Origin of the sequence: Streptomyces sp. NPDC101151 (genome assembly GCF_044768335.1) — a bacterium.
GTDB lineage: Bacteria > Actinomycetota > Actinomycetes > Streptomycetales > Streptomycetaceae > Streptomyces.
The window spans coordinates 123,780-136,048 of the sequence record NZ_JBIWPP010000008.1 but is presented as its reverse complement, the minus strand read 5'-3'; the positions used below and the strand labels follow the sequence as shown (position 1 = coordinate 136,048).

Genomic DNA, 12,269 nt, shown 5'->3' with positions numbered 1-12,269 from the left:
CGCCGCCTCCGGCGAAGTGGGCCGGTACGTGCCCCGCTGTTCCTTCCGTCCGATTCCCTTTCCGGTTCGGGCACTTCGGACCGCCCCCGGTCGTTTCACCAAACGACGGCCGGGGACGGTACCGTTCGGTAGGAAGCGGGCTCCGCACCCGCCTGCCAGCGCCAAATGTGTGTACGAGACGGAGTGGCAACGGATGCAGCACGCAGTGGGGTCTCCGCTGCCGCCGCCCCATCGGTCGGGGCAGGGACCGCAGGCCGGCTGGGCGCCGGCCGCGCACCACCCGGGCGCCCCGCAGGGTCCCGCACCCGCGCCCCCGCCGCCACCCGGTTTCCCCGGAGCGGGGTCCGCACCCCCCTCCGGTCAGGTGCCGCCCACACCCCCGCAGCACGTCCCCGCCCCGCCGCCGCCCGACACGACAGGTCATGTGCCGCTGCCGCCGGGCGGCCCCGTCGGTGTGCCCATGGCACCGCCGGCCGCGGCAGCCGTGCCCGATCCGACGGCGACCACCCTCGCCGTGCTGCTGATCGGCCCCGCGGGCGCGGGCAAGACCAGCGTGGCCAAGTACTGGGCGGAGCACCGCCGGGTGCCCACCGCCCACATCAGCCTGGACGACGTACGCGAATGGGTCCGCTCGGGCTATGCGAACCCGCAGTCCGGGTGGAACGACAACTCCGAGGCCCAGTACCGCCTGGCCCGCCGCACCTGCGGCTTCGCCGCCCGGAACTTCCTGGCCAACGGCATCTCCTGCATCCTGGACGACGCCGTCTTCCCGGACCGCCCCGTCGTGGGCCTCGGCGGCTGGAAACGGCATGTCGGGCCCGGCCTGCTCCCGGTCGTCCTCCTCCCGGGCCTCGACATCGTCCTGGAGCGCAACGCCGAGCGCACCGGCAATCGCCGCCTCACCGACGAGGAGGTGGCCCGCATCCATGGCCGCATGGCCGGCTGGTACGGCTCGGGCCTGCCGATCATCGACAATTCCCAGCTGGACATCCCGGCGACCGCTCACGTGCTGGACGACGTCCTGGCACGGGCCATAGCGAGCCCACCGAGCTGGTGAGCGGGGGTGACCGGCCCCCGACCACCCGCTCCCGAGCCACCACCGCTTCCACCCCACTCGGCCCCCACCAACCAGCACAACTCGGGCAAAACTCCTACGCTCGTGTCATGTCAGAGGTGTACGCGACCCGCCGAGCCCAGCTCAGAGAACGCTGCAACGCGGCCGGCACCGCGGCAGCGCTCATCTCTCGCCCTGCCAACGTCCGCTATCTCGCCGGCGCAGCCCCGCAGGGCGCTGTCCTGCTGCTGGGCAGGACCGAGGACCTGCTGGTCTGCGCCGGCCCGCTGGAGGACCGTCCGACCGAGGGCCGTCCCGACGAGGCCCTGACGCTGCATGTCCCGTCGTCGCCGGTCGGCGACACCGCGGTCACGGCAGCCGGTCTTGCCACGGCACAGGGTGCCGAATCCCTCGCGGTGGAGGAACACCACCTCACCGTCGCCCGCCACAGAGCCGTCTCCTCCGTCGCCCCGGGGTTGCGCCTTGCCGACCTCGGGGGAGCCGTCGAGCAGGTCAGGGTCGTCAAGGACGAGGAGGAGATCTCCTGTCTGCGTATCGGCGCCGAGATCGCCGACCAGGCCCTCGGCGAGCTGCTGGAGTCCATCCTGGTCGGCCGCACCGAGCGGCATCTGGCGCTGGAACTGGAGCGACGTCTGGTCGACCATGGCGCCGACGGGCCGGCCTTCCCGACCTCCGTGGCCACCGGCCCGCACTCCGGCCGCCGCGGCCACCGTCCCACCGACCGCCGGGTCGAGGAGGGCGACTTCCTCTCCGTGTGCCTGGGCGCCACCTACCGCGGTTATCGCTGCGAGATCGGCCGTACCTTCGTCATCGGCACCTCGCCCGCCGACTGGCAGATCGAGCTGTACGACCTCGTCTTCGCAGCCCAGCGCGCCGGACGCGAGTCCCTGGCGCCCGGCGCCGCCTACCGTGAGGTCGACCGTGCGGCACGCCAGGTGCTGGACTCCGCGGGCTATGCGGAAGCCCTGCCACCGCTGACGGGACACGGTGTCGGACTCGAAATCGACGAGGACCCGCAGTTGGCTCCCTCAGCAATGGGTAAACTGGACGCTTGCGTGCCGGTCACCGTCGAACCGGGGGTCCACCTCCCGGGCCGGGGCGGCGTCCGGATCGATGACACGCTCGTCGTGCGCCCCGAGGCGGACGGCGGACCCGAGCTACTCACCATCACGACCAAGGAGCTGCTCGCGCTCTAGCCTCGCGCTGTGCGCGTGCCCCCGGGTCGTACGTCAGTCCAGGAGATTCCGCAACCGTGGCTTCCACGAACGACCTCAAGAACGGCATGGTGCTCAAGCTCGAAGGCGGCCAGCTCTGGTCCGTCGTCGAGTTCCAGCACGTCAAGCCCGGCAAGGGCCCGGCCTTCGTGCGCACCAAGCTCAAGAACGTGCTCTCCGGCAAGGTCGTCGACAAGACCTTCAACGCCGGCGTCAAGGTCGAGACGGCCACTGTCGACAAGCGCGACATGCAGTTCTCGTACATGGACGGCGACTACTTCGTCTTCATGGACATGGAGACCTACGACCAGCTGCACATCGACCGCAAGGCCGTCGGCGACGCCGCCAACTTCCTCATCGAGGGCTTCACGGCCACCGTCGCGCAGCACGAGGGCGAGGTCCTGTTCGTGGACCTGCCCGCCGCCGTCGAACTGACCATCGCGGAGACCGAGCCGGGCGTCCAGGGCGACCGCTCCACCGGTGGCACCAAGCCCGCCACCCTGGAGACCGGTCACCAGATCCAGGTCCCGCTCTTCATCACCACCGGTGAGAAGATCAAGGTCGACACCCGCACCAGCGACTACCTCGGCCGGGTGAACAGCTAACCGTGGCTGCCCGCAACACGGCCCGCAAGCGCGCCTTCCAGATCCTCTTCGAGGGCGACCAGCGCGGCGCCGACGTCCTGACGGTCCTCGCGGACTGGATCCGGCTCTCCCGGTCCGACACCCGGCAGCCGCCGGTCAGCGAGTACACGATGCAGCTGGTCGAGGGCTACGCGGTGCACGCGAGGCGCATCGACGAGCTGATCGCCCAGTACGCGGTGGGCTGGACGCTCGACCGGATGCCGGTCGTCGACCGCAACATCCTGCGCCTCGGCACCTACGAGCTGATCTGGGTGGACGAGACCCCGGACGCCGTCGTCCTGGACGAGATGGTGCAGCTCGCGAAGGAGTTCTCCACGGACGAGTCGCCCTCGTTCGTCAACGGCCTGCTCGGCCGGCTCAAGGAGCTGAAGCCGTCGCTGCGCCGGGACGAGGCGTAAAGGCGGAACGGCACACACCACAGGGCCCGCAGCACGACTGCTGCGGGCCCTGTGGTGTATCGGTACCTCCGCCGCCTGCCAGGGGCGCAGAAAGCCGCCGGGGTGGCCGGAACCGTATGGTTCCGGCCACCCCGGCGGCACGTTTCTGCTGAGTTCTCGGAGTGCTCAGCCCTCTTCGTGGGTGGCCACCGCGCGGCGCGCGTCGGCGTCCAGCACACCCCAGCTGATCAGCTGCTCGGTGAGGACCGAGGGGGACTGGTCGTAGATGACGGCGAGTGTGCGCAGGTCGTCCTGGCGGATCGACAGCACCTTGCCGTTGTAGTCGCCGCGCTGGGACTGGATCGTCGCCGCGTAGCGCTGCAGCGGGCCCGCCTTCTCGGCCGGCACGGTGGCCAGCCGCTCCAGGTCGAGGACCAGCTTCGGCGGCGGCTCGGCGGCACCGCCCGGCGTGGTGCCCGGCAGCAGCTCTTGCACGGGAACGCCATAGAAATCGGCCAGCTCGGCAAGACGCTGCACGGTCACGGCTCGGTCACCGCGCTCATATGAACCGACCACAACGGCCTTCCAGCGACCCTGTGACTTCTCCTCGACACCGTGGAGGGAAAGGCCCTGCTGGGTGCGGATGGCCCGGAGCTTGGCCCCGAGCTGTTTGGCGTATTCGCTGGACATATAGCTCCCCGGACACTGTGTCGACGCGGTCGGCTGGGTTTCCCGCCGCGCGGCTGGTAACTCACTGTGAGGTTACGCAGCGTGACTCTGGTGCGTCAAGCCGAATGGTCCACACCGACTCTTCCGTGGTAGTCATGGCTGATTAGGCCAACCGGGTGATCGTGGCCGGCCCGGGACCTGCTACGGTGGATGGCGCAAATCCGACGTCCTTTAAGGTCCGTCCCGTGAGGCGGAGAAGGGGGTCCGTTTCGTATGGACACGCACGCGAACTCGCCCGCATCCGATGCGCGGCCCGTTCTTGAGGGCCCCGACATCGCTCGGGTGCTGACCCGTATCGCCCACGAGATCGTCGAGCGCGCCAAGGGCGCCGACGACGTGGTGCTCCTCGGTATTCCGACCCGGGGGGTCTTCCTCGCCCAGCGGCTCGCCGCCAAGCTGGAGGAGATCACCGACCGCAAGGTCCCCGTCGGCTCGCTCGACATCACCATGTACCGCGACGACCTGCGCATGCATCCGCCGCGTGCGCTGGCCCGCACCGAGATCCCCGGTGACGGCATCGACGGCCGTCTGGTCGTCCTCGTCGACGACGTGCTCTTCTCGGGGCGCACCATCCGCGCCGCCCTCGACGCCCTGAACGACATCGGGCGCCCGCGCGCGGTCCAGCTCGCGGTCCTCGTCGACCGCGGCCACCGCGAACTGCCCATCCGTGCCGACTATGTCGGCAAGAACCTCCCCACGTCGCTGCGGGAGACGGTCAAGGTCCAGCTCGCCGAGGAGGACGGTCGCGACACCGTGCTGCTCGGTGTGAAGCCTGGCGGCCAGTAGCAAGTCAGGCGCGCACGGCCGCTTCGGCATGCCGACACGCGCCCCGGTTTGCCTCAATCCTCCCGAATGAACTGCCTTACGGAGCCTGACAGATGCAGCGTCATCTCATCTCGGCCGCCGACCTCACCCGCGACGACGCCGTCCTGATCCTCGACACCGCCGAGGAGATGGCCCGGGTCGCCGACCGGCCGATCAAGAAGCTGCCGACCCTGCGCGGCCGCACGATCGTCAACCTCTTCTTCGAGGACTCCACCCGCACCCGCATCTCCTTCGAAGCCGCCGAGAAGCGCCTGTCCGCGGACGTCATCAACTTCACCGCCAAGGGGTCGAGCGTCTCCAAGGGCGAGTCCCTGAAGGACACCGCCCAGACCCTGGAGGCCATGGGTGTCGACGCCGTCGTCATCCGGCACGGCGCCTCCGGAGCCCCGTACCGCCTGGCCAACTCCGGCTGGATCGACGCCGCCGTCATCAACGCAGGCGACGGCACCCACCAGCACCCCACGCAGGCCCTGCTGGACGCCTTCACCATGCGCCGCCGTCTCGTCGGCCGGGACGCCGGCCTGGGCCAGGACCTGGCCGGCAAGCGGATCACCCTCGTCGGTGACGTCCTGCACAGCCGGGTCGCCCGCTCCAACGTCGACCTGCTGCACACGCTCGGCGCCGAGGTCACTCTGGTCGCCCCGCCCACCCTGGTGCCGGTCGGCGTCGGGACCTGGCCGTGCGAGGTGTCGTACGACCTCGACAGCACGCTGCCCAAGTCCGACGCGGTGATGATGCTCCGCGTCCAGCGGGAGCGTATGAACGCCGCCTTCTTCCCGACCGAGCGCGAGTACTCGCGGCGCTACGGACTCGACGGCGAGCGTATGGCGAAGATGCCCGAGCACGCCATCGTGATGCACCCGGGCCCGATGGTCCGCGGCATGGAGATCACCGCCGAGGTCGCCGACTCCGAGCGCTGCACCGTCGTCGAACAGGTCGCCAACGGGGTCTCCATCCGGATGGCCGTCCTGTACCTGCTGCTCGGCGGCAACGAACCCGCCGTCGCCAACCCGTCGCCCACCACCACCCCTGCGTCGAGGCGCCTTGCGCCCGCCTCTGAATTCCGCACCATCGAGGAGAAGTAAGACCCATGAGCAAGATCCTGATCCGTGGTGCGAAGGTGCTCGGCGGCGAGCCCCAGGATGTCCTGATCGACGGCGAGACCATCGCCGAGGTGGGCGCGGACCTCAGCGCCGAGGGCGCCGAGGTGGTCGAGGCCGGCGGCAAGGTGCTGCTGCCGGGCCTGGTCGACCTGCACACCCACCTGCGCGAGCCGGGCCGCGAGGACTCGGAGACCGTGCTCACCGGCACCCGGGCCGCGGCGAGCGGTGGCTACACGGCCGTGTTCGCCATGGCCAACACCTTCCCGGTCGCCGACACCGCCGGTGTGGTCGAGCAGGTCTGGCGGCTCGGCCAGGAGCACGGCTACTGCGACGTGCAGCCCATCGGCGCCGTCACGGTCGGCCTGGAGGGCCGCAAGCTCGCCGAGCTGGGCGCCATGCACGAGTCCGCCGCCGGGGTCACCGTCTTCTCCGACGACGGCAAGTGCGTCGACGACGCCGTGATCATGCGCCGCGCGCTGGAGTACGTGAAGGCCTTCGGCGGTGTCGTCGCCCAGCACGCGCAGGAGCCGCGGCTGACCGAGGGTGCCCAGATGAACGAGGGCATCGTCTCGGCCGAGCTGGGCCTGGGCGGCTGGCCGGCCGTCGCCGAGGAGTCGGTCATCGCCCGTGACGTGCTGCTCGCCGAGCACGTCGGCTCCCGCGTGCACATCTGTCACCTGTCGACCGCGGGCTCGGTGGAGATCGTCCGCTGGGCCAAGTCGCGCGGCATCGACGTCACCGCCGAAGTTACCCCGCACCACCTGCTCCTGACGGACGAGATGGTGCGCACGTACAACCCGGTCTACAAGGTCAACCCGCCGCTGCGCACCGAGCGGGACGTGCACGCCCTGCGCGAGGCGCTCGCCGACGGCACGATCGACATCGTCGCCACCGATCACGCCCCGCACCCGCACGAGGACAAGGACTGCGAGTGGGCCGCGGCCGCCATGGGCATGGTCGGCCTGGAGACCGCGCTGTCAGTGGTCCAGGAGACCATGGTCGGCACCGGGTTGCTGGACTGGGCCGGCGTCGCCGACCGCATGTCCGTCAAGCCGGCGCAGATCGGACGGGCCACGGGTCACGGCCGTCCCGTCTCGGCTGGTGAGCCCGCCAACCTCACCCTTGTCGACACGGAATACCGTGGCTCGGTGGACCCCGCGGGCTTCGCCTCGCGCAGCCGCAACACCCCGTACGAGGGACGCGAGCTGCCGGGCCGTGTCACCCACACGTGGCTGCGGGGCAAGGCCACGCTCGTCGACGGGAAGCTCACGTGACACCTGTAATCCTGCTGGCCGAGGCGAAGAGGTCGGCCGAGGTCACCGACTGGGGGGCCCGCATCGGCTGGCTCGTCGGCCTCGCCCTGTTCGTCGCGCTCATCTACTGGCTGATGCGCGAGGGCTGGAAGTGGCGCGGCACCCTCCAGGGGGACCTGCCCGAGCTGCCCACCGTGCCGGACGAGCCCGGCGAGGCCAGACTGACGATGAGCGGCCGCTACCACGGCTCGACCACCGCCGGACAGTGGCTGGATCGCATCGTGGCCCGTGGCCTCGGCACCCGCAGCCGGGCCGAGCTCACCCTCACGGACGCGGGACTGGAGGTCGTACGTCCCGGGGCGAGTGACTTCTTCGTCCCCGCCACCGCACTGCGCGAGGCCCGGCTGGACAAGGGCATCGCCGGCAAGGTCCTCACCGAGGGCGGGCTGCTGGTGGTGACCTGGGCGCACGGGGACAAGCTGATCGACTCCGGCTTCCGCTCCGACCACGCGGCCGAGCACACCGAGTGGGTCGACACCCTGAACCACATGATCAACGACACGGAAGGCGCACGATGACGACCTCCACCAGGGGAGCCGCCAAGGTTCCCGCCGTACTCGTCCTGGAGGACGGCCGCACCTTCCGCGGCCGCGCCTACGGGGCCGTGGGGGAGACCTTCGGCGAGGCCGTGTTCTCCACCGGTATGACCGGCTACCAGGAGACTCTGACCGACCCGTCGTACGACCGCCAGATCGTCGTCGCGACCGCCCCGCAGATCGGCAACACCGGCTGGAACGACGAGGACGACGAGTCCCGCCGCATCTGGGTCTCCGGCTACGTCGTGCGCGACCCCGCGCGCGTGCCGTCCAACTGGCGGGCCAAGCGCTCCCTGGACGACGAGCTGGTCGCACAGGGTGTGGTCGGCATCTCCGGGATCGACACCCGCGCCCTCACCCGCCACCTGCGCGAGCGCGGCTCGATGCGCGCCGGCATCTTCTCCGGCGAGGCCATCGCCGCCGAGGCCGAGCTGGTCGAGCGCGTGCAGGCCCAGCCGCACATGAAGGGTGCGAGCCTCTACGAGGAGGTCGCCACCCAGGAGGCGTACGTCGTCCCCGCGATCGGCGAGAAGAAGTTCACCGTCGCCGCCATCGACCTCGGCATCAAGGGCATGACCCCGCACCGCATGGCCGAGCGCGGCATCGAGGTGCACGTGCTGCCCGCGACGGCGACGGCGGACGACGTGTACGCCGTCAGCCCGGACGGCGTCTTCTTCTCCAACGGACCCGGCGACCCGGCCACGGCCGACGGCCCGGTCGCGCTGATGACCGCCGTCCTGGAGCGCAGGACGCCGCTGTTCGGCATCTGCTTCGGCAACCAGATCCTCGGCCGCGCCCTCGGCTTCGGCACCTACAAGCTGAAGTACGGCCACCGGGGCATCAACCAGCCGGTGCAGGACCGCACCACCGGCAAGGTCGAGGTCACCGCGCACAACCACGGCTTCGCCGTGGACGCGCCGCTCGACAAGGTCAGCGAGACGAAGTTCGGTCGTGCCGAGGTCTCGCACGTCTGCCTGAACGACGATGTCGTGGAGGGGCTGCAGCTGCTCGACCAGCCGGCCTTCTCCGTCCAGTACCACCCCGAAGCCGCAGCGGGCCCGCACGACGCCGCCTACCTGTTCGACCGCTTCGTAACCCTGATGGAGGGCCAGCGTGCCTAAGCGCACCGATATCCAGTCCGTCCTGGTCATCGGCTCCGGCCCGATCGTCATCGGCCAGGCCGCCGAGTTCGACTACTCCGGCACCCAGGCGTGCCGCATCCTGCGCGCCGAGGGACTCCGCGTCGTCCTGGTCAACTCCAACCCGGCGACGATCATGACCGACCCGGAGATCGCCGACGCCACCTACGTCGAGCCGATCACCCCCGAGTTCGTCGAGAAGATCATCGCCAAGGAGCGCCCCGACGCCCTGCTGCCCACCCTGGGCGGCCAGACGGCCCTCAACACCGCCATCTCCCTGCACGAGAACGGTGTTCTGGAGAAGTACGGCGTCGAGCTGATCGGTGCCAAGCCCGAGGCGATCCACAAGGGCGAGGACCGTGACCTGTTCAAGGGCGTCGTCGAGGCCGTCAACGCCAAGATCGGGTACGGCGAGTCCGCCCGTTCGGTCATCTGTCACTCCATGGACGACGTCCTCAAGGGCGTCGAGCAGCTCGGCGGCTACCCGGTCGTCGTCCGCCCGTCCTTCACCATGGGCGGCGCCGGCTCCGGCTTCGCACACGACGAGGAGGAACTGCGCCGCATCGCCGGCCAGGGCCTCACCCTCTCGCCGACCACCGAGGTCCTCCTGGAGGAGTCCATCCTCGGCTGGAAGGAGTACGAGCTGGAGCTGATGCGCGACAAGCACGACAACGTCGTGGTCGTCTGCTCCATCGAGAACTTCGACCCGATGGGCGTGCACACCGGCGACTCGATCACGGTCGCGCCCTCGATGACGCTGACCGACCGCGAGTACCAGATCCTGCGGGACATCGGCATCGCCGTCATCCGCGAGGTCGGTGTCGACACCGGCGGCTGCAACATCCAGTTCGCGGTGAACCCCGAGGACGGCCGCGTGATCGTCATCGAGATGAACCCGCGCGTGTCGCGCTCCTCGGCGCTCGCCTCCAAGGCGACCGGCTTCCCGATCGCCAAGATCGCCGCCAAGCTCGCCGTCGGCTACACCCTGGACGAGATCCCGAACGACATCACGCGGGAGACCCCGGCCTCCTTCGAGCCCACGCTCGACTACGTGGTCGTCAAGGCCCCGCGCTTCGCCTTCGAGAAGTTCCCGCAGGCCGACAGCACCCTCACCACCACCATGAAGTCGGTCGGCGAGGCCATGGCCATCGGCCGCAACTTCACCGAGGCCTTCCAGAAGGCGCTGCGCTCGCTGGAGAAGAAGGGCAGCCAGTTCACCTTCGTCGGCGAGCCCGGCGACAAGGACGCGCTGCTGAGCGAGGCCGTACGTCCCACCGACGGCCGGATCAACACGGTCATGCAGGCCATCCGTGCCGGCGCCACGCCGGAGGAGGTCTTCGAGTACACGAAGATCGACCCGTGGTTCGTGGATCAGCTCTTCCTGATCAAGGAGGTCGCGGACGAGCTGGCCGAGGCGCCCGAGCTGACCGCGGACCTGCTCGCCGAGGCCAAGCGGCACGGCTTCTCCGACCAGCAGATCGCTGAGATCCGCGGCCTGCGCGAGGACGTCGTCCGCGAGGTCCGGCACGCCCTCGGCATCCGTCCGGTCTACAAGACGGTCGACACCTGCGCCGCCGAGTTCGCCGCGAAGACGCCGTACTTCTACTCCTCCTACGACGAGGAGACCGAGGTCGCGCCCCGCGAGAAGCCCGCGGTGATCATCCTCGGCTCCGGCCCGAACCGCATCGGCCAGGGCATCGAGTTCGACTACTCCTGCGTCCACGCCTCCTTCGCGCTGTCCGACGCCGGGTACGAGACCGTGATGGTCAACTGCAACCCGGAGACCGTCTCCACGGACTACGACACCTCCGACCGCCTGTACTTCGAGCCGCTGACGCTGGAGGACGTGCTGGAGATCGTCCACGCGGAGTCCCTGGCCGGCCCGATCGCGGGCGTGGTCGTCCAGCTCGGCGGCCAGACCCCGCTGGGCCTCGCGCAGGCCCTGAAGGACAACGGCGTGCCGGTCGTGGGCACCTCGCCCGAGGCGATCCACGCCGCCGAGGACCGCGGCGCCTTCGGCCGCGTGCTCGCCGAGGCGGGTCTTCCGGCCCCCAAGCACGGCACCGCCACCACCTTCGCCGGCGCCAAGGCCATCGCGGACGAGATCGGCTACCCGGTCCTCGTCCGGCCCTCCTACGTCCTCGGCGGACGCGGCATGGAGATCGTCTACGACGAGACCCGGCTGGAGGCCTACATCGCCGAGTCGACCGAGATCAGCCCGTCGCGGCCGGTCCTCGTCGACCGCTTCCTCGACGACGCCATCGAGATCGACGTCGACGCCCTCTACGACGGCGAGGAGCTGTACCTCGGCGGCGTCATGGAGCACATCGAGGAGGCCGGCATCCACTCCGGCGACTCGGCGTGCGCCCTGCCCCCCATCACGCTGGGCGGCTTCGACATCAAGCGGCTGCGCGCCTCCACCGAGGCGATCGCCAAGGGCGTCGGCGTGCGCGGTCTGATCAACATCCAGTTCGCGATGGCGGGCGACATCCTCTACGTCCTGGAGGCCAACCCGCGCGCCTCCCGTACGGTCCCCTTCACCTCGAAGGCCACCGCGGTGCCGCTCGCGAAGGCCGCCGCCCGGATCTCGCTGGGCGCGACCATCGCCGAGCTGCGCGCCGAGGGCCTGCTGCCGCAGACCGGCGACGGCGGCGAGCTGCCGCTGGACGCGCCGATCTCCGTCAAGGAGGCCGTCATGCCGTGGTCGCGGTTCCGCGACATCCACGGCCGCGGCGTCGACACCGTCCTCGGCCCCGAGATGCGCTCCACCGGCGAGGTCATGGGCATCGACTCCGTCTTCGGCACGGCGTACGCCAAGTCGCAGGCCGGCGCCTACGGCCCGCTGCCCACCAAGGGCCGCGCCTTCATCTCGGTCGCCAACCGCGACAAGCGCTCGATGATCTTCCCGGCCCGTGAGCTGGTCGCGCACGGCTTCGAGCTGCTCGCCACCTCCGGCACGGCCGAGGTCCTCAAGCGCAACGGCATCAACGCCACCATCGTGCGCAAGCAGTCCGAGGGCACCGGTCCGAACGGCGAGAAGACCATCGTCCAGCTCATCCACGACGGCGAGGTCGACCTCATCGTCAACACCCCGTACGGCACCGGCGGCCGCCTCGACGGCTATGACATCCGTACGGCGGCGGTGGCCCGCTCCGTACCGTGCCTGACGACGGTCCAGGCACTCGCGGCGGCCGTCCAGGGCATCGACGCCCTCAACCACGGTGACGTGGGCGTCCGCTCGCTCCAGGAACACGCGGAACACCTGACCGCGGCCCGCGACTAGCAGCCCCGAGGGGGACACCGGAAACGGTGTC

General features: G+C 70.2%; 11 protein-coding genes. 10 read left to right on the top strand and 1 reads right to left on the bottom strand.

Annotated features, from left to right (window positions below; genetic code table 11):
* Positions 1 to 193 precede the first annotated feature (193 nt).
* The 4 genes from ACIRU3_RS17655 to nusB all read left to right on the top strand — a co-directional run bounded on the left by ACIRU3_RS17655 (position 194) and on the right by nusB (position 3,331).
* Entirely contained in the window at positions 194 to 1,057 is an 864-nt protein-coding gene (locus ACIRU3_RS17655) for a Pro-rich N-terminal domain-containing protein (protein ID WP_404057144.1), read from the top strand.
* A gap of 107 nt (positions 1,058 to 1,164) precedes the next feature.
* Positions 1,165 to 2,271: an aminopeptidase P family protein gene (locus ACIRU3_RS17650; protein WP_404057143.1), complete on the top strand. Its 1,107-nt coding sequence runs from the start codon at positions 1,165 to 1,167 to the stop codon at positions 2,269 to 2,271.
* A gap of 56 nt (positions 2,272 to 2,327) precedes the next feature.
* The gene (gene efp, locus ACIRU3_RS17645) at positions 2,328 to 2,894 is read left to right on the top strand and encodes an elongation factor P (RefSeq protein WP_404057142.1); all 567 of its coding nucleotides are present in this window, start codon (positions 2,328 to 2,330) and stop codon (positions 2,892 to 2,894) included.
* A gap of 2 nt (positions 2,895 to 2,896) precedes the next feature.
* Positions 2,897 to 3,331 carry a transcription antitermination factor NusB gene (nusB, locus tag ACIRU3_RS17640; protein ID WP_404057141.1) on the top strand — a complete coding sequence of 145 codons (435 nt, stop codon included), beginning with the start codon at positions 2,897 to 2,899 and terminating at the stop codon, positions 3,329 to 3,331.
* A 165-nt stretch (positions 3,332 to 3,496) separates the two neighbouring features.
* Here nusB and bldD read toward each other — a convergent pair whose 3' ends face one another.
* Positions 3,497 to 4,000 (bottom strand): transcriptional regulator BldD, encoded by a 504-nt coding sequence (gene bldD, locus ACIRU3_RS17635; RefSeq protein ID WP_010046440.1) that lies wholly within the window; start codon positions 3,998 to 4,000, stop codon positions 3,497 to 3,499.
* A 252-nt stretch (positions 4,001 to 4,252) separates the two neighbouring features.
* On the opposite strand from bldD, the gene pyrR reads away from it, so the two are divergent.
* From pyrR to carB, 6 genes are all read left to right on the top strand, one after another.
* The gene (gene pyrR / locus ACIRU3_RS17630; protein ID WP_404057140.1) at positions 4,253 to 4,825 is read left to right on the top strand and encodes a bifunctional pyr operon transcriptional regulator/uracil phosphoribosyltransferase PyrR; all 573 of its coding nucleotides are present in this window, start codon (positions 4,253 to 4,255) and stop codon (positions 4,823 to 4,825) included.
* A gap of 92 nt (positions 4,826 to 4,917) precedes the next feature.
* On the top strand, positions 4,918 to 5,949 hold the full coding sequence (locus ACIRU3_RS17625) for an aspartate carbamoyltransferase catalytic subunit (protein WP_404057139.1): 1,032 nt from the start codon (positions 4,918 to 4,920) through the stop codon (positions 5,947 to 5,949).
* 5 nt (positions 5,950 to 5,954) lie between these two features.
* Positions 5,955 to 7,241, top strand: coding sequence for a dihydroorotase (locus tag ACIRU3_RS17620; protein ID WP_404057138.1), 1,287 nt, complete (start codon positions 5,955 to 5,957; stop codon positions 7,239 to 7,241).
* On the top strand, positions 7,238 to 7,798 hold the full coding sequence (locus ACIRU3_RS17615; RefSeq protein WP_404057137.1) for a hypothetical protein: 561 nt from the start codon (positions 7,238 to 7,240) through the stop codon (positions 7,796 to 7,798). Before ACIRU3_RS17620 ends, ACIRU3_RS17615 begins: the two co-directional genes overlap by 4 nt.
* Positions 7,795 to 8,937 (top strand): glutamine-hydrolyzing carbamoyl-phosphate synthase small subunit, encoded by a 1,143-nt coding sequence (gene carA, locus ACIRU3_RS17610; RefSeq protein WP_404057136.1) that lies wholly within the window; start codon positions 7,795 to 7,797, stop codon positions 8,935 to 8,937. The genes ACIRU3_RS17615 and carA overlap by 4 nt, the downstream gene beginning before the upstream one ends.
* Entirely contained in the window at positions 8,930 to 12,238 is a 3,309-nt protein-coding gene (carB, locus tag ACIRU3_RS17605) for a carbamoyl-phosphate synthase large subunit (protein WP_404057135.1), read from the top strand. The genes carA and carB overlap by 8 nt, the downstream gene beginning before the upstream one ends.
* Positions 12,239 to 12,269: the final 31 nt, after the last annotated feature.